Source organism: Collinsella sp. 1033st1_E11_1033SCRN_220408 (assembly GCF_039062465.1).
GTDB lineage: Bacteria > Actinomycetota > Coriobacteriia > Coriobacteriales > Atopobiaceae > Parolsenella.
On sequence record NZ_JBCLNF010000002.1, the window covers coordinates 132,587 to 157,724 of the forward strand.

Annotated in this window: 25 protein-coding genes, 7 tRNA genes and 1 pseudogene; 6 read left to right on the top strand and 27 right to left on the bottom strand. The window is 63.3% G+C overall.

Going from position 1 to position 25,138, the window contains the following annotated elements:
- Positions 1 to 84 precede the first annotated feature (84 nt).
- The 21 genes from rplL to ABCN07_RS02655 form a co-directional block, all read right to left on the bottom strand.
- A complete protein-coding gene (rplL, locus tag ABCN07_RS02555; protein WP_073296321.1) occupies positions 85 to 462 on the bottom strand; it encodes a 50S ribosomal protein L7/L12 in 378 nt (125 codons plus the stop codon).
- A 96-nt stretch (positions 463 to 558) separates the two neighbouring features.
- Positions 559 to 1,077: a 50S ribosomal protein L10 gene (rplJ, locus tag ABCN07_RS02560; protein WP_293814397.1), complete on the bottom strand. Its 519-nt coding sequence runs from the start codon at positions 1,075 to 1,077 to the stop codon at positions 559 to 561.
- A gap of 298 nt (positions 1,078 to 1,375) precedes the next feature.
- Positions 1,376 to 2,083 carry a 50S ribosomal protein L1 gene (rplA, locus tag ABCN07_RS02565; RefSeq protein WP_343005253.1) on the bottom strand — a complete coding sequence of 236 codons (708 nt, stop codon included), beginning with the start codon at positions 2,081 to 2,083 and terminating at the stop codon, positions 1,376 to 1,378.
- Positions 2,084 to 2,232: 149 nt separating this feature from the next.
- On the bottom strand, positions 2,233 to 2,661 hold the full coding sequence (rplK, locus tag ABCN07_RS02570) for a 50S ribosomal protein L11 (RefSeq protein WP_293814395.1): 429 nt from the start codon (positions 2,659 to 2,661) through the stop codon (positions 2,233 to 2,235).
- A 101-nt stretch (positions 2,662 to 2,762) separates the two neighbouring features.
- Positions 2,763 to 3,308, bottom strand: coding sequence for a transcription termination/antitermination protein NusG (nusG, locus tag ABCN07_RS02575; RefSeq protein ID WP_293814394.1), 546 nt, complete (start codon positions 3,306 to 3,308; stop codon positions 2,763 to 2,765).
- 4 nt (positions 3,309 to 3,312) lie between these two features.
- Positions 3,313 to 3,672, bottom strand: a complete 360-nt coding sequence (secE, locus tag ABCN07_RS02580) for a preprotein translocase subunit SecE (protein WP_293814393.1) — start codon at positions 3,670 to 3,672, stop codon at positions 3,313 to 3,315.
- A 73-nt stretch (positions 3,673 to 3,745) separates the two neighbouring features.
- Positions 3,746 to 3,821: transfer RNA gene (locus tag ABCN07_RS02585), tRNA-Trp, on the bottom strand.
- Between the two features lie 15 nt (positions 3,822 to 3,836).
- Positions 3,837 to 3,986, bottom strand: a complete 150-nt coding sequence (gene rpmG / locus ABCN07_RS02590) for a 50S ribosomal protein L33 (protein WP_293814392.1) — start codon at positions 3,984 to 3,986, stop codon at positions 3,837 to 3,839.
- A 196-nt stretch (positions 3,987 to 4,182) separates the two neighbouring features.
- Positions 4,183 to 5,373, bottom strand: a complete 1,191-nt coding sequence (tuf, locus tag ABCN07_RS02595) for an elongation factor Tu (RefSeq protein ID WP_343005254.1) — start codon at positions 5,371 to 5,373, stop codon at positions 4,183 to 4,185.
- Between the two features lie 97 nt (positions 5,374 to 5,470).
- Positions 5,471 to 5,547, bottom strand: a tRNA-Met gene (locus ABCN07_RS02600).
- A gap of 9 nt (positions 5,548 to 5,556) precedes the next feature.
- Positions 5,557 to 5,632, bottom strand: a tRNA-Thr gene (locus ABCN07_RS02605).
- 1 nt (position 5,633) lies between these two features.
- Positions 5,634 to 5,717: transfer RNA gene (locus tag ABCN07_RS02610), tRNA-Tyr, on the bottom strand.
- 186 nt (positions 5,718 to 5,903) lie between these two features.
- Positions 5,904 to 5,978 (bottom strand) — tRNA-Thr (locus ABCN07_RS02615).
- Positions 5,979 to 6,033: 55 nt separating this feature from the next.
- Positions 6,034 to 6,582, bottom strand: coding sequence for an NYN domain-containing protein (locus tag ABCN07_RS02620; RefSeq protein ID WP_293814390.1), 549 nt, complete (start codon positions 6,580 to 6,582; stop codon positions 6,034 to 6,036).
- Between the two features lie 9 nt (positions 6,583 to 6,591).
- Entirely contained in the window at positions 6,592 to 7,692 is a 1,101-nt protein-coding gene (gene rlmB, locus ABCN07_RS02625) for a 23S rRNA (guanosine(2251)-2'-O)-methyltransferase RlmB (protein WP_343005255.1), read from the bottom strand.
- Positions 7,693 to 7,694: 2 nt separating this feature from the next.
- Positions 7,695 to 9,182: a cysteine--tRNA ligase gene (gene cysS / locus ABCN07_RS02630; protein ID WP_343005256.1), complete on the bottom strand. Its 1,488-nt coding sequence runs from the start codon at positions 9,180 to 9,182 to the stop codon at positions 7,695 to 7,697.
- Between the two features lie 3 nt (positions 9,183 to 9,185).
- Positions 9,186 to 9,917, bottom strand: a complete 732-nt coding sequence (gene cysE / locus ABCN07_RS02635) for a serine O-acetyltransferase (RefSeq protein ID WP_343005257.1) — start codon at positions 9,915 to 9,917, stop codon at positions 9,186 to 9,188.
- A gap of 115 nt (positions 9,918 to 10,032) precedes the next feature.
- Complete coding sequence (ispF, locus tag ABCN07_RS02640) at positions 10,033 to 10,515, bottom strand: 2-C-methyl-D-erythritol 2,4-cyclodiphosphate synthase (RefSeq protein ID WP_317285415.1); 483 nt, start codon at positions 10,513 to 10,515, stop codon at positions 10,033 to 10,035.
- Positions 10,512 to 11,279 carry a 2-C-methyl-D-erythritol 4-phosphate cytidylyltransferase gene (gene ispD / locus ABCN07_RS02645; protein WP_343005258.1) on the bottom strand — a complete coding sequence of 256 codons (768 nt, stop codon included), beginning with the start codon at positions 11,277 to 11,279 and terminating at the stop codon, positions 10,512 to 10,514. Before ispD ends, ispF begins: the two co-directional genes overlap by 4 nt.
- Before the next feature lie 2 nt (positions 11,280 to 11,281).
- Positions 11,282 to 12,379, bottom strand: coding sequence for a DNA integrity scanning diadenylate cyclase DisA (disA, locus tag ABCN07_RS02650; RefSeq protein WP_343005259.1), 1,098 nt, complete (start codon positions 12,377 to 12,379; stop codon positions 11,282 to 11,284).
- Positions 12,380 to 13,425: 1,046 nt separating this feature from the next.
- Positions 13,426 to 15,279, bottom strand: a complete 1,854-nt coding sequence (locus ABCN07_RS02655; protein ID WP_343005260.1) for a carbon starvation CstA family protein — start codon at positions 15,277 to 15,279, stop codon at positions 13,426 to 13,428.
- A 504-nt stretch (positions 15,280 to 15,783) separates the two neighbouring features.
- On the opposite strand from ABCN07_RS02655, the gene ABCN07_RS02660 reads away from it, so the two are divergent.
- The 6 genes from ABCN07_RS02660 to ABCN07_RS02685 all read left to right on the top strand — a co-directional run bounded on the left by ABCN07_RS02660 (position 15,784) and on the right by ABCN07_RS02685 (position 19,801).
- A complete protein-coding gene (locus ABCN07_RS02660) occupies positions 15,784 to 16,827 on the top strand; it encodes a response regulator receiver protein (RefSeq protein WP_343005261.1) in 1,044 nt (347 codons plus the stop codon).
- Positions 16,824 to 17,864, top strand: coding sequence for a hypothetical protein (locus ABCN07_RS02665; protein ID WP_343005262.1), 1,041 nt, complete (start codon positions 16,824 to 16,826; stop codon positions 17,862 to 17,864). The genes ABCN07_RS02660 and ABCN07_RS02665 overlap by 4 nt, the downstream gene beginning before the upstream one ends.
- 115 nt (positions 17,865 to 17,979) lie before the next feature.
- A tRNA-Glu gene (locus ABCN07_RS02670) sits at positions 17,980 to 18,056 on the top strand.
- A gap of 239 nt (positions 18,057 to 18,295) precedes the next feature.
- Complete coding sequence (locus tag ABCN07_RS02675) at positions 18,296 to 18,565, top strand: autorepressor SdpR family transcription factor (RefSeq protein WP_343005263.1); 270 nt, start codon at positions 18,296 to 18,298, stop codon at positions 18,563 to 18,565.
- Positions 18,558 to 19,253, top strand: coding sequence for an SdpI family protein (locus tag ABCN07_RS02680; protein ID WP_343005264.1), 696 nt, complete (start codon positions 18,558 to 18,560; stop codon positions 19,251 to 19,253). Before ABCN07_RS02675 ends, ABCN07_RS02680 begins: the two co-directional genes overlap by 8 nt.
- 233 nt (positions 19,254 to 19,486) lie before the next feature.
- Entirely contained in the window at positions 19,487 to 19,801 is a 315-nt protein-coding gene (locus tag ABCN07_RS02685; RefSeq protein ID WP_343005265.1) for a PTS sugar transporter subunit IIB, read from the top strand.
- Positions 19,802 to 19,928: 127 nt separating this feature from the next.
- Here ABCN07_RS02685 and ABCN07_RS02690 read toward each other — a convergent pair.
- The 6 genes and pseudogenes from ABCN07_RS02690 to ABCN07_RS02715 all read right to left on the bottom strand — a co-directional run bounded on the left by ABCN07_RS02690 (position 19,929) and on the right by ABCN07_RS02715 (position 25,103).
- Positions 19,929 to 20,013, bottom strand: a tRNA-Leu gene (locus ABCN07_RS02690).
- Between the two features lie 89 nt (positions 20,014 to 20,102).
- Complete coding sequence (locus ABCN07_RS02695) at positions 20,103 to 21,086, bottom strand: phosphatase (RefSeq protein WP_343005266.1); 984 nt, start codon at positions 21,084 to 21,086, stop codon at positions 20,103 to 20,105.
- The gene (locus ABCN07_RS02700) at positions 21,083 to 21,868 is read right to left on the bottom strand and encodes a hypothetical protein (RefSeq protein WP_343005267.1); all 786 of its coding nucleotides are present in this window, start codon (positions 21,866 to 21,868) and stop codon (positions 21,083 to 21,085) included. Before ABCN07_RS02700 ends, ABCN07_RS02695 begins: the two co-directional genes overlap by 4 nt.
- 83 nt (positions 21,869 to 21,951) lie before the next feature.
- Positions 21,952 to 22,860: a nucleoside triphosphate pyrophosphohydrolase gene (gene mazG, locus ABCN07_RS02705; protein ID WP_343005414.1), complete on the bottom strand. Its 909-nt coding sequence runs from the start codon at positions 22,858 to 22,860 to the stop codon at positions 21,952 to 21,954.
- Between the two features lie 9 nt (positions 22,861 to 22,869).
- Positions 22,870 to 23,961 (bottom strand): annotated as a pseudogene (locus ABCN07_RS02710) (SGNH/GDSL hydrolase family protein); the annotation flags it as partial.
- A 56-nt stretch (positions 23,962 to 24,017) separates the two neighbouring features.
- A complete protein-coding gene (locus ABCN07_RS02715) occupies positions 24,018 to 25,103 on the bottom strand; it encodes a Gfo/Idh/MocA family oxidoreductase (RefSeq protein WP_343005268.1) in 1,086 nt (361 codons plus the stop codon).
- Positions 25,104 to 25,138 lie beyond the last annotated feature (35 nt).

Genomic DNA, 25,138 nt, shown 5'->3' on the forward strand with positions numbered 1-25,138 from the left:
GATTTCTCGATGCGGGGCTTCGTAACTGACTCATAGCTCGAATCTAGTTCGAACCTATGCGGCAGGCATCAAGCCTGCAAGGAGTTACTTAAGGGAGACGGCAGCGCCGGCAGCCTCGAGCTTCTCCTTGGCAGCCTCGGCGTCCTCCTTCTTGGCGCCCTCGAGGACGGCCTTGGGGGCGGACTCGACGACCTCCTTGGCCTCCTTCAGGCCAAGGCTGGTGAGCTCGCGGACGACCTTGATGACGGCGATCTTGTTGTCGCCGAAGCCCTCGAGCACGACGTCGAAGTTGGTCTTCTCCTCGGCAGCGGCCTCGCCGGCGGCAGGGGCGGCGACGACGGCGGCAGGAGCGGCGGCGGAGACACCAAAGGTGTCCTCGATGGCCTTGACGAGCTCGGAAGCCTCGAGAAGGGTCATTTCCTTAAGGGCGTCGATGATCTCATCGGTGGTGAGCTTAGCCATTGCTAAATTCCTTTCGTGGCTCATGCAGCTTGCATGAGGTTAGTCTGATCCGAAGCGCGATTGCGCCTACGGGTTGCGGCTAGGCCGCAAGACTGCCTAGGCAGCCTTCTGCTCGGAAACCTGCTGGATCGAGCGGGCGAGACCGGAGGAAACACCGTTGACGCACACGGCGATGTCGCGCGCGAAACCGTTGATGAGACCGGCGATCTGGCCGAGGAGCTGCTCCTTGGAGGGAAGGTCAGCGATAGCGATGACCTCCTCAGCGGAGACGACCTGACCATCGGTGATACCACCACGGAACTCAATCTTATTGAGCTTCTTGGAGGTCTCCTTAATGGCCTTGGCAGCGGCGGCAGGGTCGCTCTCGTAGAACACGCAGGCGACGGTGCCCTCGAGGCAGTCATCAATCGCGGGCATGTCGGCGTTCTTGAGCGCGAGACGGACGATGTTGTTCTTGTAGACCTTCATCTCCGCGCCCGCCTCACGAAGAGCGTGACGAAGCTCCTGCGACTCCTTGACGGAGAGGCCGCGATAGTCGATGACGAATAGTCCGCTGGAAGCCTCCAGGGACTTGTTGACCTTCTCGAGCATATCGATCTTGGACTTGGCTGGCATAGTTGCACCTCCCCTCGAGCGAACGTGCACGTCTCGCCAGTAGGCGGGACTTCGCTCGAGGAGAACAAAAGACCCCGCCGGCGCTTGGCCAGACGGGGTCGCAAGAGTTTCACTCGTTGGACCACCTCGGCAGGCGGGACGAACCCCTTAGGCCCGATTGGGCACCGGCTGTCTCTGGCAGCGGACGTGCTATGTGCTGAACAGTCAATATGATTGCAGCCGCCTGACTAAGAGTCAAGCGGCTGCATCAAATTCAAATCTCCTACACGCCGATTATGCGGCGCACGTTAGGTGAGATTTAGGCCTCGAGGAAGGCGCGGGTGACGGAAGAGTCAACCTTGACGCCAGGGCCCATGGTGGAAGCAAGGGCGATGGACTTAACATACTTGCCCTTGGCGGTGGCGGGCTTCACGCGGAGAATCTCGGTGTAGAGAGCGCCGTAGTTCTCGACGATCTGCTCGACCGGGAAGGACACACGGCCCACCGGGACGTGGCAGATGCCGTAGCGGTCAGCGCGATACTCGACACGACCGGCCTTGAGCTCGCCGACCATCTTGGCGACGTCCATGGTGACGGTGCCAAGCTTGGGGTTCGGCATGAGGCCACGGGGGCCGAGGACCTTACCGAGACGACCGACCTTGGCCATCATCGGCGGGGTGGCGATGGCAGCGTCGAAGTCGATGTTGCCAGCCTGAATCTGAGCGACGAGGTCGTCGGAGCCAACGATGTCGGCGCCGGCCTCCTCGGCGGCACGAGCCTGCTCGCCCTCGGCGAAGACGGCAACGCGGACGGTCTTGCCGGTGCCGTGGGGCAGCGCGATGGAGCCACGGATGTTCTGGTCAGCCTTGCGGGTGTCGACGCCGAGGCGGAAGGTGGCCTCGATGGTCTCGTCGAAACCGGCGAAGGAGATCTCCTTGACGAGCTCCGCGGCGGCCTTCGGGGTGTAGAGCTTGCCGGCCTCAACCTTGGCAGCGGCGGCAGCGTACTTCTTACCGTGCTTAGACATGTTCTTTCCTCCATGTGGTCAACGGGCTGACGCCCTCCCACATCGTGCGGTCACAAGACCGCGCTTGAACCGACTTACGCCGGCGGATTACCTAGGTGCCCAGTCAGGGCAAAGCCTCGCCCGAAAACGGACGAGGCAAAGCGAAAAAGCTACTCAGCGATGGTGACGCCCATGGAACGAGCGGTGCCAGCGATGATCTTCTTGGCGGCCTCGATGTCGTTGGCGTTGAGATCCGGCATCTTGGTCTCAGCGATCTGGGTGAGCTGCTCCTGGGTGAGCTGGCCGACCTTGTCACGCTGGGGAACGCCCGAGCCGCCCTTGAGGCCGAGGGTCTTCTTGATCAGGTGAGCCGCAGGCGGGGTCTTGCAGATGAAGGTGAAGGAACGATCCTCATAGACGCTGATCTCAACGGGGATGATGTCGCCCTTCTTGTCTGCCGTGGCGGCATTGAACGCCTGGCAGAACTGCATGATGTTGACCTGGGCGGCACCGAGGGCCGGGCCGATCGGGGGCGCGGGGTTAGCAGCGCCGGCGGGAATCTGGAGCTTGATGAGGTTAACAACCTTCTTCTCAGCCATGGTCATACCTTCCTGATTGAATAACGTGTTTAAAGCGAGCTATCTAGTGCGCGGTCCTCAGAAGCTTTCCTCACCGAAAGAGGCCCGCGGGATTGCCAGTCTTAGGCGATGACGCTGACCTGGTCGAGCGTAAGCTCGGCGGGCGTCTCGCGGCCAAAGATCATCATAACGACCTTGACCTTGCCGGCCTCGGCGTTGACCTCGGTGACCTGAGCATCAAAGTCAGCAAGGGGGCCAGAGAGCACGCGGACGGTCATGCCGGGCTCAAGGTTGGTCGCGGTGCGGTGCGGCACCGGAGTACCCGCGCGAGGCGTGCTGCGGCGCATGATCTTGTTGAACTCTTCGCGAGAAAGCGGAGCAGGCTTGCCGTCAACGCCAACGAAGCCGGTCACGCCAGGGGTGTTGCGAACGACAGACCAGGAGTTGTCGTCCATCTCCATACGAACGAGAACATAGCCCGGGAAGACCTTGCTCTCCTTCGTCTCGCGCTTGCCGCCGTCCTTGATCTCAGTGACCTCTTCGGTCGGGATCTTGATGTCGACAACGACGTTCTCGAGGCCGTAGGTCTCGATGCGGTGCTCAAGGTCGTTCTTAACCTTGTTCTCATAGCCAGAGTAGGTGTGAACGACATACCAACGCTTCGCCATAGTCTTAACCCCTCAGTCCGGTAAAGCCGATGAGAGCGGCGACGACACCAGTGTCGACAAGCCAAACAGCGACGCCGAAGACGACGAGCATGGCAATGACCGCGACAGAATAGTTCTTGAGCTCGGACTTGGACGGCCAGGTGACGCGGCCCATCTCGGTCTTGACATCCTTGAACCAATTCTTGATACGACCGAAGAAGCCGACCTTCTTGGGCTCGCTCTTCTTGGCCTGAGCCTTAGCAGGCGCCGGGGTTGCCTTCTTGGAGCCATTGGCCGAGGAAATGGCGTGCTTCTCCTCGAGCTCCTTACGCTCGGCGGCACGCGCCTTGCGCACGCTCCTCTTCTGGCGATCCTTGTTGGCCATGCTCATTCCCTTCGGGCGGGCTTCGTACAATCATAGAAACCGGCCTCCCCCAATGGGAGGCCGGTGAAGTTGCTGGCAGGCCAGGTAGGACTCGAACCCACAACAAACGGTTTTGGAGACCGCCGCTCTACCATTGGAGCTACTGGCCTGTGGGGTGTTGGAGACTAGCGGGTCTCCTTGTGCAGGGTGTGCTTGCGGCACCACGGGCAGTACTTCTTGAGCTCCATGCGCTCAGGATTGTTCTGCTTGTTCTTGTCCGTGGTGTAATTGCGGCGCTTGCACTCAGTGCAGGCGAGGGTAACCATGGTACGCATTGCTTTCCTCCTGATGGGTCATGGCCAAGACTATCTCAGCCATGGCGCGAGCGAGAATGTTACCAGTGTGTCATTGGGTTTGTCAACACGAAGAGACTGTAATGGAAGAAAGTCCTCGCGTCTCGACAGAACCTTCACAAGAAAAGGCCCGGTACCAAGCGGCACCGGGCCCAGTAGTCGCTAGGAAAACCTAGATCTACTCAATGATCGTAGCGATACGACCATCGCCGACGGTGTGACCACCCTCACGGATAGCGAAGCGGTCACCCTCCTCCATGGCAATGCCGTGGATGAGGTCAGCCTCGATGGTGACGTGGTCGCCCGGCATGGCCATCTCGACGCCCTCGGGGAGGACGATGGAGCCGGTGACGTCCGTGGTGCGGAAGTAGAACTGCGGACGGTAGTTGGTGAAGAACGGGGTGTGACGGCCGCCCTCCTCCTTGGTCAGAACGTAGACCTCAGCGGTGAACTTGGAGTGCGGGGTAACGGTGCCGGGCTTGCAGATGACCTGGCCACGCTCGATGTCCTCGCGCTTGATGCCGCGGAGAAGCAGGCCGACGTTGTCGCCGGACTCGCAGAAGTCCATGGTCTTGCGGAACATCTCGATGCCGGTGACAACGGAGTTCTGCGTCGGCTTGATGCCCACGATCTCGACCGGCTCGTTGAGCTTGAGCTCGCCGCGCTCGACACGACCGGTGGCAACGGTACCACGACCGGAGATGGTCATGACGTCCTCGATGGCCATCAGGAACGGCTTCTCGTTGTCACGGGCGGGCGTCGGGATGTACTCGTCGACGGCCTTCATGAGCTCGCGGACGGAGTCCATCCACTTCGGGTCGCCGTTGAGGGCGCCGAGAGCGGAACCACGGATGACGGGGATGTCGTCGCCGGGGAAGTCGTACTCGGAGAGGAGGTCACGGGTCTCCATCTCGACGAGATCGATGAGCTCCTCATCGTCGACCATGTCGCACTTGTTCAGGAAGACGACGATGTAGGGCACGCCGACCTGACGGGCGAGAAGGATGTGCTCGCGGGTCTGAGCCATGGGGCCGTCGGTGGCGGCGATGACCAGGATAGCGCCGTCCATCTGAGCAGCGCCGGAGATCATGTTCTTGACGTAGTCAGCGTGGCCCGGGCAGTCAACGTGGGCGTAGTGACGGGCAGCCGTCTCGTACTCGACGTGAGCGACGGAGATGGTGATGCCACGCTCGCGCTCCTCGGGAGCCTTGTCGATGTTCTCGAACGCGGTGAAGTCGGCCTTGCAGCCCTCGGTCTCAGAGAGGACCTTGGTGATAGCAGCCGTCAGCGTGGTCTTGCCGTGGTCAACGTGACCAATCGTACCGATGTTCACGTGCGGCTTAGTGCGCTCAAACTTCTCCTTGGCCATTTGCCATCCTCCTCATGGATGCTAGCTTTAGGCCTTGACGGCCTTTTTGCCTATTAATATGTCCAGCGGCGCCGATTGCTCGACGCCGCGAGGGCTCTGGTAGCGGTGACTGGATTCGAACCAGTGACGCCGCGGGTATGAACCGCGTGCTCTAACCAACTGAGCTACACCGCCGTGCTTGAATGGAGCCCGCGACCGGATTCGAACCGGTGACCTCTTCGTTACCAACGAAGTGCTCTACCTACTGAGCTACACGGGCATGGTGGGGATGCTTGGACTCGAACCAAGGAACCCAGAGGGAGCGGATTTACAGTCCGCCGCAGTTGCCGCTGTGCCACATCCCCATACCGTTTTCAAGCCGCCGTCTGGGGCCGTCGCCCCTCGCAGCGGAAGAGATATTACAAGGCTGAGAAAATATTGTCAACAGAAATGGGGAAGCCGGCCACCTTCACATTTCCTTCACTTCTCGCTAGGAGCAATAAAAGCGGGACGACAGCCTTCTCGGCACGTCGTCCCGCTTCGCCAGATCATGGAGCCAACGATAGGAATTGAACCTACAACGGCCTGTTTACAAGACAGGGGCTCTACCATTGAGCTACGTTGGCACGCATTCGCGGACAAGCCGCGTTCTTGCATGGTAGCTGAATCAAGCCGTTTCGGCTACCTCCCCAACAGCGCGTTGAGCGCCGCAAGTGTCTTGGGGTCGAGGCGGTCCTCCACCGTAAGACGGCCGTGGCTTCGATCTGCCACGTCCACCTCGCGCTCGGCATCGAGCGTATCTATCTCGTGAGCGAGCATCGAGCTCGAGATTCGAGTCACGGGAATTCCACCGACCGTCGCCCTAATCGCATTGTCTGAGGTCACAACCGTTACCTCGCGCATCTCTCGGCGGCAATCGGTCACGAGCTTCTCGATGACGGAATCCGCCGTGACGCCCGTGGGTGAGAAGATCATGCGCACGCCGGCACGCCTGAGCTCAGGGTGTTCCGGGTTCACGTTTCCGGCAGCGTCAAAGACGATGACAGGGTCGTAGCGACCCTGGGCAAAGGCGGCGACGTCGCCCACGAGCATGTCTCTAGCGCGCTCGAAGGGGTCGCCGTCGCGAGAGCCAGGCTCAGGCTCGTCTGCGAGCTCCTTGTACCGCGGGGTGCCGAATATAACGTTGTAGCCGTCAACGACGAGAAGCTCGTTCTTGGAACGCTTAGCCACGTGCGCCACCTAGAAGTCGAAATCGCTCGTATCGGGCAGGTCGTAGCCCGACTCGTCGAAGACGACCTCGTCCGTCGCGTCCCAGGCGTCAGCGGCCGCCGCGACATCAGCAGCTCCGCCTGCAGCCTCCGCCTGAGTCATGTCGCGGCGAAGCCACTCGTACGCGATTGCCGTGGTGGCCTGGGCGACGTTCAGGGACTCGACGACGCCGCGCTGGGGCAGGCGGAACTCGAAGTCGCAGTGTTCGCGCACGAGACGCGAGATACCGGAGCCCTCAGAGCCCATGACGAGCGCAAGGCGCCCGTGAACCGGCGCATCCCAAATGACGTCATGCGCGTGCTCGGTGGCACCACCGGCCCAGAAACCATGCTCCTTGAGCTCGTCAAGGGCCGTCGCGAGGTTGGATACCTGCGCAATGGGCAGATGCATGACCGCGCCGGCACTCGTCTTGTAGGCACCCACGCCAACGCGGGCGGCACGAGCGTTCGCGATGACGACGCCTGCCGCCCCCACGATCTCTGCCGTGCGCACGATGGCTCCGAAGTTGCCTTCGTCCGTCACGTGGTCGAGGACGATGACGAGGGCGTTGCCCTCCCCCGCCCGAGCGATGACATCTGCCAGGGACGCATAGCGATAGGGGCGCACTTTGACCATGACGCCCTGGTGGGCGCCGTGCGAGGAGAGCGAATCGAGGATCGGTTTGGCGACTCGCTCGACCTCGACGCCAGCGGCCTCAAAGGTGCGGGCGAGGTCTGCGAGTGCTTGGTCGGCGCCGCCCTGGTCCTTCTGGATCAAGGCGCGAGAAACGGGCAGACCCAGCTCGAGGGCTTCCGCAACGGCACGACGACCCTCGATGAGGTCGCCCTTCGAACCGGCGCGGGAGCGGTCGGAGCGGCGACTCTGCGCAGACTGGGTATCGGCATCGCGCTTTTGCGGGCGCTGGGAACGCGCAGGAGCGCCCCCGCGAACCCCGGCGCCACGGCCCCTGCCGCCACCCTGGGTCGAACGGCCGCCAGCCCCGCCACGGCCCTTAGAAGGGCCGCCCTGGCGCTGACCGGAAACCGAGCGGTTGTCACGGGACGCAGGGCGTCCGCCGGATCGACGTGCCATTCCTAGTCCTCCTTCTGGGCGCTCTTGATGCGCGTGCCGGCAGCCGTGTCTTCGACGACAAGACCAAGGGCGGCGATGCCGTCACGGATGGCGTCGGCAACGCCCCAGTTCTTGGCGGCACGAGCCTCGGCGCGAGCGGCAACGAGGGCGTCCGCCGCCTCGTTTGCGTCGTCGCCCTCATAGCCAGCCTGCTCGCGGGCAAGGTCGACGATCTCGTGCGGGAGCTCGGACGCCGAGGGGCGCACGGACTCGACGCCGAGGACGCCGAGGAGCTCGACGAGCGTGTCCGAGGCGCGAAGGGCCACGGAACCGGCAACGTTCGCGCCGGCCTCGTCAAGGTAGGTGTTCGAAGCCGTAACGAGACCAAAGAGCGCAGCGAGAGCGCCGGCGGTATTGAAGTCATCATCCATCTGGCGGGTGAACTCGGCGGCAGCGTCATCCACGGCCTTGCCGAAGGCGCGATCCGCGTCATTAAGCTCATGGCCGCTCGCGCTCGAGCTCTCCGCAGCCCAACGGAGGTTGGCAACGGCGCCACGCACGCGCTCGAGCGTGCCCACGGCGCCATCGAGGCGATCGAAGGAGAAGTCGAGCGGCGAGCGATAGTGGGTCTGAAGCATCAGCAGGCGCACGGCATCCGCCGGATACTTGTCGAGAACCTCCTTGAGCGTGTAGAAGTTGCCGAGGCTCTTCGACATCTTCTCGCCGTTGATGAGGAGCATGCCCGAGTGCATCCACACGTTAGCCAGAGGCTCGTGCCAGCAGCACATGGCCTGCGCGTACTCGTTCTCGTGGTGCGGGAACTGCAGATCTTGGCCACCGCCGTGAATGTCAATCGGGGTGCCCAGGTAGCGATGGACCATCGCGGAGCACTCGGTGTGCCAGCCCGGACGACCCTTGCCCCACGGGGAGTCCCACATGGGCTCGCCCGGCTTGGCTGCCTTCCAGAGGGCGAAGTCCAGAGGGTCGTCCTTCTCCTCGTTGGCCTCGATGCGGGCACCGACCTTGAGCTCGTCGATGTTACGACCGGACACGGTGCCGTAGCTGGGATCGCTGCGGACAGAGAAGTAGACGTCGCCATTGCCGGGCGCATAGGCGTGGCCCTGCTCGATGAGGCCGGAGATCATCTCGATCATGGCCTCGATCTCCTGCGTGGCACGCGGGCGGATATCCGGGTCGAGGACGCCCATGCGGTGCATCTGCTCGATGAAGGCATCGGAAAACTCGCTCGCGACGTCCTCGGAGGTGCGGCCCTGCTCGTTGGCGCGCTTGATGATCTTGTCGTCCACGTCGGTCAGATTCTGGGCGAAGGTGACCTGGTAGCCCTTGTACATGAGGTAACGGCGGATGACGTCAAAGGCCAGGAACGTGCGGCCGTTGCCGACGTGAATCTGGTCATAGACGGTGGGGCCGCAGACGTACATGCGAATCTTGCCGGGCTCGATGGGCGTAAGCTCGACCTTCTTGTGAAGTTGGGTGTTATAGACGAGCATTGGCTACTCCTTGTCCTGAAGCTGGCTCTCCAGCTCGGCGATTCGCCTCTCGAGGCGCTCCACCTTCGAGGCGAGGTCGTCGACCGTGCGATCGATGGGATCGGGAAGGTACTCGCGGTGCTCTACGTCCTCGCGTTCACGGATAATCTTGTCAATTGTAGACTGGTCCGCCATCGAAATGCAGGTGAGACGGTCGCCCGCGGCAGTACGCACGCGCACGCCTCCCTTTGTGGTGACGTGACCGGGAATTCCGACGACCGTGCAGTCGGCCGGGACGTCGCGCACAACGACGGCCCCTCCGCCAACCTTGGCATTGTCGCCAAGCGTGATGTTGCCAAGAACAGACGCGCCTACGCCCACCACGACGTTGTTGCCAAGCGTCGGGTGGCGCTTGCCGCCCTCCTTGCCGGTTCCACCAAGGGTCACGCCCTGGTAGAGCTGGCAATCATCGCCGATGATGGTCGTCTCCCCCACGACGATGCCCATGCCGTGGTCGATGACGAAGCGGCGGCCGATGGTCGCTCCCGGGTGGATCTCCACGCCGAAGCGGTGGCGACTCCAGGTGGAAAGCGTGCGCGCGAGGAGCTTGTGCCCGTGAGTCCACAGCCAGTGCTGGCGCCGATACGCCCAGATGGCACGCATGCCGGGCGAATTGAGCAGGATGGATATGGTTGAGGTCGCGGCCGGGTCATGAGACCTGAAGGTCGCGATGTCCTCGCGGATGCGATCAAACATGCTGATCCTAACTTGTGCCTGGGTGCTTTCCCCTCGCTCGTAACCAGAGTATGGCCCCACAGAATAGCGCGGGACCAACAAAGCCGGGTTACGAATGGGTGAACGAGGGGTAGCTCTAGCGTGCGTCTTCCATGATGCAGACCGCCCAGGCTGCCATCCCCTCCTCGCGCCCGACGAACCCAAGACGCTCGGTAGTGGTGGCCTTCACACCCACGCTCTCGACTCCCACGCCAAGTGCCTGCGCGAGGTTCGCGCGCATTTGCTCTCGATGGGGCGCAAGCTTGGGCGCCTGGGCGGCGATCGTACAGTCGCAGTCCAGGAGCTCATAGCCACGCTCACGCGCGAGGCGCATGACCTGGGCGAGGAGCTCGAGCGAGTTGGCACCGGCATAGGCCGGATCTGTGTCGGGGAATAGTTTGCCGAGGTCTCCCAGGCGCGTGGCGCCCAAGATGGCATCTGCTACGGCATGCGTGGCGACATCCGCGTCCGAATGGCCGAGAAGCCCCAACTTGTGGGGAATCTCGACGCCGCAGAGGATAAGCTTCCTGCCCTCAACGAGCTTGTGGACGTCATAGCCGTGTCCGATCCTCAACGTCATGAGGCATCACCCACCATACGCGTGGAACCCGCGTGACGCGCCGCAAGCCTCTGTCTGAGGATGGCCTCAATGGGAAGACGGTCCTCGGGCACCGTAACCTTCATGTTGTCACTCGGGCTTTCGACACAAGCAACGACCCCGCCCATGCGTTCGACGAGGGAGGAATCGTCCGTGCCCAAAAAGCCCTCGCTCGCGGCGCGCTCGTGCGCGGCACGAACCTCATCCAGGCGAAATACCTGCGGAGTTTGCACAGCCCAGTAACGCGAGCGCTCCGGCGTCGAACACACGACGCCGTCCTCCACAATCTTCAGCGTGTCAGCGGAGGGGTGAGCGCAGATGGCTCCGGCTATGGAGGCGTCATCGCGAACGCGGGCAATGACGCGCTCAATCGTCTCCGGCTCGATGAGGGGACGAGCTCCGTCGTGGATGGCGGCGAACTCGTAGCCCTCGGGAATCGCACGGATGCCCGCAAGACAGCTCTCCTGGCGAGTCGCTCCGCCGGAAACGTAGACAACGGGCGTGGCGGGCGCAAGACGGCCCACGGCAGCGCGAGTCTCGTCAACGCGACCCCTCGGGCACACGACCACAATGGCGCCCACGGAGGGCGCGTCGTCGAACGCGGCAATGGACCAGCACAGGACCGGCAAGCCGCAAAGCTCGACATACTGCTTGCCGTGCGGATCGCCAAAACGCATGCCAAGGCCACCGGCAGCGATAACGGCGCAGGTATCAGGCGCAGAAGTATTGATGAGGCTCGCGTCCATCGCTACTCCTTCTTGCCCCACATGCGATAGAGGCTATCCGTGAGGATGTTCGGGTTCCTGACGCCCAGCTCGCCCAGGCGGTTGGGATTCTGCTCGATGTCGTCCATGAGCTCGCGAAGGTTGCCGTACTCGTCGACGATCTTATCGGCCATGCCCTCGCGAACGACCGAGACACGATTGAGCGTGCGCAGGCCCAGCGGCACGAGGACGCTATCCTCGTGCAGGTCATCGTAGCCGAGTACCTTGGCGACACGATTGGGAGAACGCCACTGCGAGGGCGCGGCGGCGTGGAGCTTGGCGCGGATTGCCTCGGCGTTCTCCTCCGAGGAATCGCGGGCATAATCGCGGATCATGAGAAGGTACTCGTGGTCCATGTCACCAGCGAGCTGCTCGCGCTGCATCTCGACGGTGCGACCCTCGCTGCCCAGCTGATCGACGATGCGATCGAGCTCGTCCGCGGCGGTCATGAGGGTCTCGAAGTAGTTGAGGATCGTCGTGACATCCGCAAGGGTGACGTAGTTGTCGAGTTCGAGCGTGGAGAGGCGCAGCAGGGCACGGTCGAGCGACTGGCGCGTGGTCTGGAGGGTGGTGATGAGCTGCGAGGCGCTCGCCATAAGCTGCGGGACGCTCTTGAGCTGGAAGGACCTACCCCCCACATATAGGTTGACGACCTGGCGGCGCTCCGAGACCGAAATCACGAGCGCCTTCGTGAGAAGGCTCATACGAGCGGCGGTGCGGTGACGCATGCCCGTCTCGCTCGTGGGGAGGCTCGGGTCCGGGTTCAGGTGGAAGTTCGCGCGAAGGATCTGGGTAAGGTCGCGGTCGACGACGATGGCACCGTCCATCTTCGAGAGCTCGAAGAGACGGTTCGCGGTAAAGGATATGTTCAGGGGGAAGCCGTCATTGCCAGCGCCGAGAACGGTCTCCGTGTCGCCCACGCAAATGAGCGCGCCGAGGTGGCCGGCAATGATCATGTCAAGCGCACGACGCACGGCAGTGCCGGGAGCAGTGATCGCGATTGCCCGCTGAAGACGTTCCTCAAGGGACTCCTCAACAGGCACTCCCTCGTTTTCGACGTTCTTCTCGACTTCCTGATCCATAACGCCCCCTCAAGTTGCATGTTTTTTCAAGTATACGCGCCCGCGGCTTGCCTTCTCCCTATCGACACAAGCTCGAAATCAGTGGACAGTCGTTGTGAAGCGCGGGGTGGGAGCAGAACGTCGGATAGGCACAGAGTCCGGGATGGCCCGGGCGTGGGGCACAGGGGCAGCCACACGAGGCGGCCCGGGCGCGGGGACAGCTGCGCGAGGCGGCCCGGGCGTGGGGCGCGAGGGTGGAGGCGTACGGGATAGCCCGGGTGCGAGGCCGCGCCGTCCCCCCCTCGCTGCGCCGCGTCTCGCTGCGCCGTTCCCCTCGCCGCCCCGCCCGCCGCGCCGCGCCGCTCTTCTCGCTACCGTGGCGCTTTTACACGTCCCGCCCGTTGGCATGGCGCTTCTGCACGCTCAAGGCCCGCGCAGCGCGCAATAACGCCGCAGCAATGGAGCCAGCGTGCAGGAACGCCGCACCCCCGTCCTTTGCGCGTCGAAATAAGAGTCGCACTACGCCCCGCCGAATCCGTAGCGACGCTTCGGCATAGATACAGGCATTCAATCCGTTTAAGCGTGCAATTTGTCGCCACGGATTGCATGGCCAACCGCCGCCGCTCAGTTTCGTCGCGCTTAGGACACTTATATGTGTCGAAGGAGCGCCAGGGTCCCGGTCGTCCCAACCTCAGGCGGCCCCATGGCACGCGGGCGCGCGCTTTGTCGCACTTGGAGCGCTTATGTGTGTCATGTGCCACATGCCAGTGCTCCGATGTCGGCAGGCCGCCAACACGTGAAGGCGTAGTCCTCCCACGGCGTCCCCGCGCACCAAGCACACGCCAAGCAAGCGCACAAAAAAGGCCCGCACCACGAGGATGCGGGCCCACCAAAGCCGGCTGCGAGTCGATAAGTCGGCGATGGAAATGAGGAGGATGCGAAGCGTCTACGCCTTCTCGACGAAGGCGGCGCCTGGATGTGAAGCGCCTACGCCTTCACGGCGAGAGCGGCGCTAGGAATCGAGCGCCTAGGCCCTCTCGACGAGAGTGGCGTCAGGAGTCGAGCGCCTAGGCCTTCTCGGTGGCAGCGGTGCCAGAAGCGGCACCCTTGCCAGCGGAAGCGGAGACGTGCTCGCGGCCGAGCTCGGTCCACTCGGGCTGCTCGTCGGGCATGGAGCCGGCCTCCTTGCCGAAGAGCTCCTTGAGGCAGTTCACGGCAACGATGAGGCCGAGGACCATCAGCAGGACGGCGAAGACGAGCTGCAGGCCCTTAGTGGCGGCCACGGACACGGCAGCGGTGGTCTCGGTGGCAGGGATGGTGCCAAAGAAGCCATAGGCGGAGACGGCGGCGTAGCAGCCGAGGGCGCTCTGAACGAGCGAGGTGAAGGTGCAGACCAGCAGGAACGCGACGGGCACGTAGAGCATCCAACCCTTGCGGCCGGTGCACTTGCAGAACACGGCGAGCGTGATCATCGTCATGCCACCGAGCAGCTGGTTAGAGGCGCCGAAGAGCGGCCAGATGTTGAGGTAGCCGCCGAAGGTGAGGGCCAGGCCCGGAACCAGCGTGACGACCGTGGCGAACCAGGGGTTGCCGAGGACCTTCATGGCACCGCTCTTGGAGTCGATGGCCAGAGCGTCGTTGGAGGAAGCGAAGAACTCGGAGAAGGAGGTGCGGGCAATACGGGCAACGGCATCAAGCGAGGTCAGGCAGAGGGCGGAGACGTTCATCTGCATGAACACGGTGGCGACGGTGCTATCGACGCCGAAGGCGGTCATGCCCTTGGCGACGCCACGGGCGAAGACCTGGAAGGCCGTGCCCACCTCAGCGCCATCGGCACCAAGGGTGTTGACCGTAGACCACATGATGCCAGCGACGACGATGGCGAGGATGCCGACGAAGGACTCGAGGACCATCGCGCCATAGCCGACCTTCACGGCGTCGGCCTCGTTAGAGACCTGCTTGGAGGAGGTGCCAGAGGAAACGAGGCTGTGGAAGCCAGAGAGGGCGCCGCAAGCGACGGAGACGAACAGGACGGGGAACATCATTCCGGACTTCGTGGAGAAGCCAGTGAACATCGGGGCGGTCATCGTAGCCTGACCGTTGACGCCGAGGACGACGATGCCGAAGACGGCGCAGACGATCATGGTGAGCATCATGATGGTCGTGAGGTAATCGCGCGGCTGCTTGAGCGTCTGGATGGGCATGGCGCCGGCAAAGACCAGGTAGACCATGACGATGGCGATCCAGGCGTTGGTGCCGAGACGCAGCGGGGCAACCATGCCGACGGCGAACATGGCAACGACCATGACGACGGCGACGGCGAACTCGGCAGCACCCGTAAGGTTGAACTTGTTGCGGGCCCAGCCAAAGGCGATAGCGACGAACGTGAACAGGATCGAGATCGTGCCCGTGGAGGCGGCGGCGTAGTTCACGGCGTCGGAAGCCTTGGCGGACTGGGCAAACGTGCCGCAGACCATCGAGGTGAAGGCAGCGATGACGATGATGCAGAAGAGCCAGCAGAAGAGCAGGAACAGGCGGCGGCCAGTCTTGCCAATGTACTTGTCAACGAGCTGAGCGAGCGACTTGCCGTTGTTCTTCATCGAGGCATAGAGGGCGCCAAAGTCGTGGACGGCGCCGAAGAAGATGCCGCCGACGAGAACCCACAGGACGACGGGCAGCCAGCCGAAGGCCATGGCGACGATGGTGCCCGTAACAGGGCCGGCGCCGCAGATCGAGCTGAACTGGTGCGAGAAGACGGTGAAGGCAGAGGCCGGGGAGAAGGCGTTGCCATCCTCCATACGACGAGCCGGGGTGACGGCGCTCACGTCGACGCCCCACTTATTGGCCAGCCAGCGACCATAAAGCATGTAGCCGGCAAAGAGCACGGCTGCACAAACGACCATAACAGCGATTCCGTTCACAAAAAGCTCCTTCCGTTCCAAGAGAAAATCGCGAGACAAGAAAAGGGGCCGCTGGGTTTATCACCCTGCGGCCCCTCATAAGGCCGCCCGAAGATTCGGGCGGCTCGCATTCAGCCACCCGTCTTAGATAATGACGACCTCAATAATGGATAGCTGCTTGTTCATTGCGATGTACTCCTGATTCACCTTGGCGCGTATCCCCACGCGCCATCCCCAGTGGATGGTTCAGCATCTTCGTCGCGTGGCCCGACAGTGTCAACAAAAAGATGCTTACTGAATAACATTGGAAACAGACGCGTAACATTATGCAGAAATTATGTAGTTTCACGCGCTCTTAAGACTATCTCACGCGGTTTATGCAGCTCGAACAATCGCCCCCATCGCTCGGTGGGAGGCGACGCCGAGACAAGCGCTGCCAAGGCCGCGCGGCAAAGGCGGGAGAAACGCCCGTCCCGTCGCAGGTCAAACGTTCTCCTTGCTACCATAGATTCAAAGGAGGAGAGCATGTCCATCGATCCACATTTTGAAGACTACCAGCGCCTGAGCGTGCGCTTTGCCCGCGATCTCGACCCTCGAGATCCCTTTGGCGCCGCGCGCGCCGCGGCGGATTTCGCTCGTCGCTATCGCTCCAACAGGGACTCACTTCCGCAAACGGACGCAGACCGCGCCTTCCACCTCGTGGTCAAGGCGAGCGACCTCATTGACTACCAGTTGCCCTTCGCCACGGATGATTCCGCCGCGCAGAAAATCATCCTCGAAGCGCGCAAATGCCTCAACGAGGCGCTCGACCTAGACCCCTCGTGCCATGACGCACGCCGCATGCTTGCCGCCGCGTCAAGCGGATCCCCCACCGCCTACCACCGCTACCTTGCAGACAACGCCGCCAGCGTTCGCGAGGCGTGCGAACGCGACGCGGCTTCATACGAGCTTCCCGAGGGCGACCTCAAGGATGTCGCCACGTTGCTTGCCTTCCGCCCCTATCTCCGCTGGATTGCCATCGAAGCATCCAACGCACTCGTCTGCGGCCGCTACCGTCTTGGCATACGGCTCGCCAACGAGGCGCTCGAGCTCGACCCGAGCGACCCTGTTGGCGTGCGCCTCACGCTCGCCATCGCATACGCAAAGCTCGAGGACGAAGAGACATTCGCGTCGCTTTACGCCGATGCCCGTAAGGCCGCCGGCAACGGCCCCCTGCCCGGCGCCGCCTGGTATTCCCTCGCGCGCATGGCCCTCGCCTTCAAGCGGGAGGACCGTGATGCCGCCGAGGAGGAGATTCGCGCGATCATAGCGGCATATCCCAACGCGGGGACCACGCTCACTCGCCAGGATGACCTACCGGACGGCATCTTCTGCCGCATCTGCGTCGCGCCCGGGAGCGAAGACGAGCTCATCCTCGCTACCTCCGAGGCGACAGTCCTGCTGCAGGAAGGTTTCGACGCCAATGAGCGCGGCACGCTTGGCTCATGGGTCTCTTCGAGGCCCGATGTCGCCGAGGCCTACGCTCGCGAGGTCGCAATCGACCCGACGCTCAAGGAGGGCCAGTCATGAGATACGCGGACGAGCTGATTGACCGCCTGTCATGGCGACGCGCTGAAAAACTCGGCAAGCTCTCGGAGGACGCCTTCGACGAGCTCAGGCTTGCCGTCACGAGAGACCCCGATTCATTCCTCGAGCACAAGGGAGACGTCGCGTTCAAGCACCTTGCCGACGCACTCGCCGCCAACGACCTCGCCCAGGCGGAGGAGGAGTTTCTTGACGACGAGGGGTACGAATCCTCCCGCAATCGCAGGCTCGACAAGCTTCGTACGGCATGCGCGGAGGCGATCTCCATTGACGGGGATTGCCTCGACGCTCGCACGATCGCTGCCATGCTTGGCGCCAAGGACCCCGACGCCTCGCTGGCGGCGCTCCTGAAGCTCGCCAATGAGATCGAACTTGATACGGAGCCGAGGGAGAAGGAAGGCAACGCCTCCCCGTCCGCGCTGGGGGCAGATGACCCCACGTCTGATGGTGACGAGGCCCCTCTCGCCACCGTCTCCGAGTGGGACGACGTCTTCGCGCGCCCTCGTCTGCGCCTCCTAAGCTCCATCGCTCGCGCGAGGCTCGAGACCGCCCGCTATAAGAACGCCTGCAAAACGTGCGAGCGCCTCATCGAGCTCGACCCCACAGACCAGCTCGGCGCTCGATATACCTGGGCAATCGCACTCGCGCGCCTTGAGGACGAGAAGGGCTTCGATGCCCTCGACGCACGATTCGGCAGGCAGGGCAACGCGTGGAACCACCTCGCACGCACGCTACTCATGTTTAAACTCGACCGCATGCCCGCCGCTCGTCGCGCCCTTCGTGGGTACACAAGCCTATGCCGAGGCGGCGCCTACGCCCTTCTTCGGCCAACGTTCGTCGAAGGGTACCTCCCCGATCGCCCCGCTTTTGAACCGGGCAGCTTTGAGGAAGCGGCGCTCGCCGTTCACGAGTGCGATTCCGTCGTGATGGACACGCCCGACTTCCTCGCATGGGCGACCGCGCAGGATGGCTTCGCCGCGCAGGCAGAGAAATTCGCACGCGATAACGACCTCGACTGGTAGGTGGAGCACCGAATTCGCACCAGCATCCTTCGGCGCACGCCAAAGCCGGGTCTCATTGCGAATTGCGTAAAGCGCGGCATAACAAGCCGCATGCTCTGATATACTCTCGTTCGCCGTCCCCATCGTCTAGCGGCCCAGGACGCCACCCTTTCAAGGTGGATATCGCGGGTTCGAATCCCGCTGGGGGCACCAGACATTGCAGCAGGTCAGAGGAATTCGAGCCTCTGGCCTGCTTCTTTTTTACGCGGTGCGCCGCATGGAGCTGCGGAGCGGCGCGTCGCGTGGACATGCGAGACGTCACGCCGCACTCCGCAAACGCAAAATCCACCCGTTGACTTCCCATACGACGTCTGTATACTCCTCTGTTGTTAGATGTTTGTCTAACTATCTAATTGCCGAGAGGAACGCGGATACCTCACTAAGGAGGCGTTATGGCAGGAGAGGGATTCAAGGCGCTCGCTGACCCAACGCGCAGACGCATTCTCGAGCTACTCAAGTCGGGCGACCTCACGGCGGGTGAGCTCGCCCGGAACTTTGACGTCAGCAAGCCAACACTCAGCCACCACCTGGCAACGCTCAAGGCTGCCGGCCTCGTCACGGACGAGCGCCACGGCCAGAACATCGTCTATAGCCTCAACACCACCGTCATGCAGGATCTGATTGGTTGGTTCCTTGGCTTTACGGAGGACTCTCATGAATAGCACCAACAACGGCAGCGCCCGGAACCTCATCTCTCGCAACTGCCTCATCGCGCTCGCCGCGCTTTCCGTCGCGAACGTCATCGCGCATCTCATCGCGCTTCCAAGCCTGCCCGCACAAATACCCACCCACTGGGGCGCTGGCGGCGAGATTAACGGCTGGGGGCCGAGCTGGACGGCAACTGCCTTGGGCGCGCTGCCCCTCGGGATGCTCGTCCTCTTCTGCGTGATTCCGCTCATCGATCCCAAGGGCAATGGCTATGCCCGCGCCGGGAAGTTCTACCAGCGCTTCGTTGTCGTTTTTACCCTGCTTATGATCGCCGTCAGCTGGCTTCCCGAGCTTACCATCTGGGGCGTGATCGCAGCCAAGGGCTCCACGAACGTCATCGTCTCCGTGCTGATTGGCGCGCTGCTCGTTGGCATCGGCAACTATATGCCCCGCATCGGCCAGAACTACACCATGGGAGTGAAGACCCCCTGGGCGCTCAATGACCCGGAGAACTGGCGCCGCACCCAGCGCTTTGGCGGCAAGTGCTTCGTGCTCATGGGCATAGCCGTCGCGGCATTTGGCTTCGCGGGACCCTACATCTCGGATGGTGTTGCCGCAGCGGCGATCAGCGTGGTCTGCCTTGGGGGATGCATCGCGATGTACGCCTACTCCTACCTGCTGTTTATTGGCAAGATTCGCTAATCATTCGCCTATTCTCGCCATATAAGGACCGCGAGCCGCCCGCTCCACCGCCATACGATTCGGCGAACGGCAGCGACCCGCGCAAATAAACCCCTACACAAACGGGAGAGAAACGGCTAAAGTACGCGCTTGTCGAATTGTATTTACGCCTGAGCGCACGTGCCACGCCATAAACGAACTCGCAATCACACCTCCACGAGTCGCCAGGTATCTGTCGTTTTAGAAGGACGGCAATGAAGCACATCCTCATGGCCTGCGGCACGGGCATTTGCACCTCGTCTGCGGTACGCGACCGCGTCTGTCAGATTCTCGATTCTCACGGGTTCGCCGGCACCTATGACGTCACCCCGTGCAAGATGGCTGATGTCCCGGCGCTCGCTGAGACTCATGACTTCCTCATCGCCGTCACGCTCATCCCCGGCACCCTCGATATCCCGTACGTGAACGGCACGCCGTTCCTCACGGGAGGCGACACCAGCGCCTCAGAGCGCTCCCTGCTCGCGCTCATGCGCGCACCCAGCCGCGCCCGTGCGTCGGCTTGCTCTTAGCCTGCGCCCGGCGCGGACAGCCGGAGCGCGGCACCCACACCAGGGCCAGCAAGCGCGCGTGCCCCAAACTCGCTCCTCATGGAAAGCGGGACGACAGCCACAGAGCCGTCGTCCCGCTTTTTTCGTCTGGTAGGGGCGGTGGGATTCGAACCCACAAGCCTTCCGGCGAGGGCTTTTAAGGCCCCTGCGTCTGCCAATTCCGCCACGCCCCCATATCATGTGGCGCCATCGTCACGTGAAAGTGCTTGGCACCCTTATCGCGCCGTCACGCATCATGCCGCAAAGTCGCGCGCTGACTACCTTAGCGCAAAGAGAAGAGTTGCGGCGTCCAAGAAACTGGGGCGGTAACCCCATCCGCCGCCGCAGCCGCGGAGAGCGACAGACCGTAGAGCAGGTCGCTCTCGCTCACGGTGAGCTCGCGGGCATGGCACGCGCGCATGAGCTCGCTCACGCAGACGGCACCCGCCAAGATTACGCCGGCGCGCTTGGGCTGCAGGCCCACGACCCCGCGGCGCTGCTCAAGAGGAAGCGCGGCAAGACGGCCGACCAGCCCATCCACCTCGTCAAGCGTAAGCGTTTGAAGATGGACGAACGCAGGGTCATAGGGGTCGAGCCTCGCGTCGATGGCGACAAGCGTCGTGACCGTACCACCCACGCAGACAAGGCACTCCGGATCGCGCGCCTCGGCGGGGAGGCCGGATTCGAAAGCCTCGCGGCAGAACGCGCGAGCCTCCTCCAGCGCAGAGGCCGAAGGTGGATCCTCGCGAGAGAGGAAGAGGTCCGTTACGCGGCGACAGCCCACATCCAGCGAACGCACAGCCTCGAGCGCCACGCCGGGCCGCTCGCCGTCGAGCACTCCCACGGCCACCTCGGTCGACCCACCACCGTTATCCGCAACGACGATGCGCGACGCCCGAAAGTCCTGGGCCACGCCGAGGAACGTGAGCGATCCCTCCACCTCGCCGGGAATGACCTGAGCGACAACGCCGCGCTCCGCGAGGCCATCAAGCAGCACATTCGAATTCTCAGCGTCTCGCGCGGCGCTCGTGAGCGTGCAGCACGCCACCTCGGCGCCAGACTCGCGAGCCTGGGCCAGATAGCCATCAACGCACGAAAGCACGCGCCCGCACGCATCCTCGCGGAGCACGCCCGTCTCAGCAACGCCCTCGCCAAGGCTGCAGATGGTCGACGTCTTGGCACAGCGCTCGACGCGCGAGGCCACGACGTCGGCAACGCCAAGACGCGCCGTCACGGTGCCGATATCGATAACGGCAACGCGGCTCACTGGGAAACCCCCTGATCGGCGGGATTGTATCCAAAGATGAAGTCAAGGGCGGAGACGTACCAGGGGTCGCTTGCCGCCGGGGCGGACTCGTCCGTCGAGACGGTCGAATCGCTCGAAGCACCGCCGGAATCCTCGACGCCCGACATGTCGACCGGCGTATCGCCCTCCGCCACATAGCCGCGACGACGAGCCTCGTCCTCGATGCCCTCGCGGGTCATGAGGTTATCGACCTCTCCCTGAAGAGTGTCGTTGGTGGCGGTGACGGAACTGAGCTGGGTAGAGAGGAGCGCGTTGGTGCGCGATGCTCCATAGAGGGCCTTGATCGGCGGATAGAGCATGAGCACGAGTGCCATGATGACAACGAGCGCGATGGAAAGGGCACGATGCCCCATCGCCCAGGCGAGCACTCCCCGCGCCTGCGAGGCGACGTTCGCAGCGCGGCGACCGCCCTCGCCCTCCCCCGCGGTGCGCCGACGGGTCTCGGACGCGGCACGGCCGGACACCGAACGGCCACGAGAGGAGGCCTCGCGGGATGGCTTGTTCGCGGCGACGACACCGCGAGCGCGCTCTCGACGCGGTACGTCGCGATACGCTGCAGAGGTGCCGCTGGAGGACGCGCGACGGCTCTCTCGCGAGCCGGAGCTCGCCGATTCACGCGAGCGAAGGCTCTCGTAAGAGCTGAAGCTCGGGTTCGACGCACTTGAGGAGCGCCCGTAGCCAGAGGAGGCACGGGTGTTCGCGCGGTTATAGTGTCCTAGGACAATGGAATTACTTGCACTCATGTGGCGTCTGCTTCGTTTCTGCTGTGTTTGGGCACATGTTGCGGTTATGGTCGCGCTTTCGCGCGTTTATCGATTATGACAGATTAGGAGTCAGACCTACCAGCCCTCTTCGCTTCGGCCCAGAGCTGCTCAAGCTCTTCACGAGAGACGTCGGCGAGCGACTGGTCCTTCTCGGCGGCGGCCTTCTCCATGGCGGCCCAACGCTCGCGGAACTTCTCGCAGCTACGCCTCAGCGCCGTCTCGGCATCGATGTGCTCCTTGCGGGCAACGTTCACGACGGAGAACAGCACGTCGCCGAACTCCTCGAGCGCACCCTCGGAACCCGGCTCCTCCGCGACGAACTCCGCGCGTTCCTCATCGACCTTGGCCCAGACGTCGTCCGTGGTCTCCCAGTCAAAGCCACAGTTGGCAGCCTTCTTCGAGATCTTCTGCGCCTGCATGAGGGCGGGAAGCGCGCGAGGGACGGCATCGAGCAGGCTCGAGGTCGAGCCGGACTGCTCCGCGTCACGGCGCTCGTCGAGCTTCACCTTGCTCCAGATATCGAGCACCTCGGCGGAGTCATGCGCGGCCACGCCGGAGCCAAACACGTGCGGATGCCTACGAACGAGCTTGTCGTCGAGGTCACGGCAGACATCGGCAAAGGTGAACTCGCCGGCGTCCTCGGCAATCTGGGCGTGGAGGAGGACCTGCATGAGCACATCGCCAAGTTCCTCGCGCAGGTGCGCGGCATCACCGGCTTCAATCGCATCGACCGCCTCGTAGGCCTCCTCGATCATGTTCTTCGCGATGCTCGCGTGGGTCTGTTCCCTATCCCAGGGGCAGCCATCGTTCTGGCGAAGGCGCCAGATCGTCCTCACGGCCTGCTCGAGCTCGCGCTGGTCGCGCGGGGCGTTCGAGCGGAGAAGCGTCTGGGCGTCCGCGAGCTCGCGAGGCTCATCGTGGCGTCCCCCAAGAGCGGCGACGAGTCCACGCTCCCCGAGGGCGCGAAGGATGCCCTCGGCCATGAGATGGGCGCCATCGGCGTTGGGGTGGAGCCTGCCGTCCGCATAGAGCGCGGGGTCCGCCGGGACAAGCTCCGCGCCATCGATGTACTCGATGCCAAGACGCGCGCACTCGTCACACATGATGCTGCGCACCCACGCGAGGGTGCGGCCGTGAGGCTGCTCGCCGTCGACGTCCGCGCGCCAGATGGGGCTCACGGCGAAGATGGGCGTATCGGGGAACTTGTCGACGAGTCTCTGGAGATACGTGGTCATATTCTCCACGAGGTCGCGCTCTCGCTCGGTATGGGCCCAATCGTTGGTGCCATAGGCAACGATGATCGCCGCAGGCGGGTTCTCGCGGAAGGCCTTCATGCCGCGCAGGGTGCGGTCGTCGAAGTGATGGCCCGCGATGGCCTGGTTCATGAGGTCAAGGCCGAGAGCGCGGGAGACCTCCGCCGGCCAGGACGCACTCGGCCTTCCCACGACGTAGCCCTGGGTGATCGAGTCTCCGAGCGCGAGGAGGTAGCCGCGCTCGGCCGGCTGCTCGAGGCTGCCATTGGTTGAGAGGTTGCCCACCGCGACGTTCATGAGGCAGGGCAGGTAGATCGTGACCGAGGCGGGCGCGTGGGAGGGATTCTCGAACTCGAGCGTGACCGTACCCTCGCGGACGGGGGCGGTCTTCACGTAGACGCCGTCGACGACGAGATCGATGCCGTCAACCACGCCGTCCTCCGGGGCACGGTCATCGCCGGCAGCGCGAGCGAGCTCGATGGTCTCGCGCACCGAGTTGCTCTCGAAGTGGATGCCCTCGATGACGGAGAGGTCGAACGAGACTTCGTCCCCCGTGGTCACGAGGTTAATCGTGGCGCCAGCGGTGTAGCTCGCGGCTCGCTCGCGACCGGCGGCTGCCGCGGCCTCCGCCTGCTTGTTCGACATGCGCGACGGCCTCACGAGACCATCGGGGCGGTAGATGAGGTGACGGGCACCTCGGACGAACGGCGCGATGTTAGCAGCAGTCATGTTTCTTCTTTCTCTCCCTTGGTTTTGCCCAAGTGTAGCGCTCGAGTCTGAAAAGACAGCGACTCCTGACAGAGCGCTTACGCCCACCATGCCAAAGAGGCGACGACGGCAACAAAGCGCGTACGGCCGCCGCACGCGGAGCTGTTTTACGCCCGCTCCTCCTCGGGGTAGCGAATGCCCCACTGACGACGGAGCATCGTCATGATGGCCATGACGTCGACGGTGTAGGCAATCATATTCTGCTCGACCTGGTCTCCGGCCACGGCGCGCTCGAGGTTCGCGGCCTCGTAACACAGCGCGTAGGCCTCCTCGCCCGCACGGATCTCCTCACGGCGTCCATCGGCCGTCCAGACGATGGTGGCGCGGTCCGCACGCGGGTAGTTCGTGACCTCGATGTAGCAGTCGTCAAACGAGAGGACGGCGCGCTTGGGCTGCTTCGAGTGGAGCGACAGCGTGATGGTAGCCATCTGCATGTCGGGATTGCGCAGTACGATGCCGCTCGTGACGTCGACGCCCGTGGAGCAGGCATTGGCAATCGAGAGCACGTCCTCCGGCAGGCTCATCATGAACAGACGCGCGAGGGTAATCGCATAGACACCGATGTCGAGCAGGGCGCCGCCCGCGAGATCGCGGTTGTAGAAGCGCGATTTGGGATCGAACTCCTTGTAGGAGCCAAAGTTAATCTGCGCCAGGTTCATCTGGCCGAACTCGCCCGCCATGGCGCGGCGGATAATCTCGCGGTAGAGGGGCATGTGCAGGATGGTGGTGGCATCGACGAGCTGAACGTGGTTGGCGTCCGCGATCGTCAGTGCCTCAGCGAGCTCCTCGGAGTTCAGCGTGATGGACTTCTCGCACAGCACGTGCTTGCCCGAGCCAAGGGCACCGCGGAGATACTTGATATGCGTGTTATGGGGCGTCGTGATGTAGATAGCGTCGATGTCAGGATCGGCATAGAGCTCTTCCGGCGTGTCATAGACGCGCGCGACGCCCCAGCGCTCGGCGAACTCCTCCGCCTTGGCCCGCGTGCGATTTTGGACGCCGGCGAGCTTGCGGCCCGCGAGCGCGAAGGACTCCGCCATCTGGTTCGCGATGACGCCGCAACCGATGACGGCCCAGCGCAGCTCGGGCGCAGTAAAGACATCCGAGGGGAAGGGCTTGCCGGCGACCTCGGCAAAGGCGGCGTCCGCAGCGGCTGCCGCATCGATCGGGGTATTCGAACTGTTCTCGGCCATGATCTTCTCCGTTCGTTCGAAGGGATGGGTCTTGG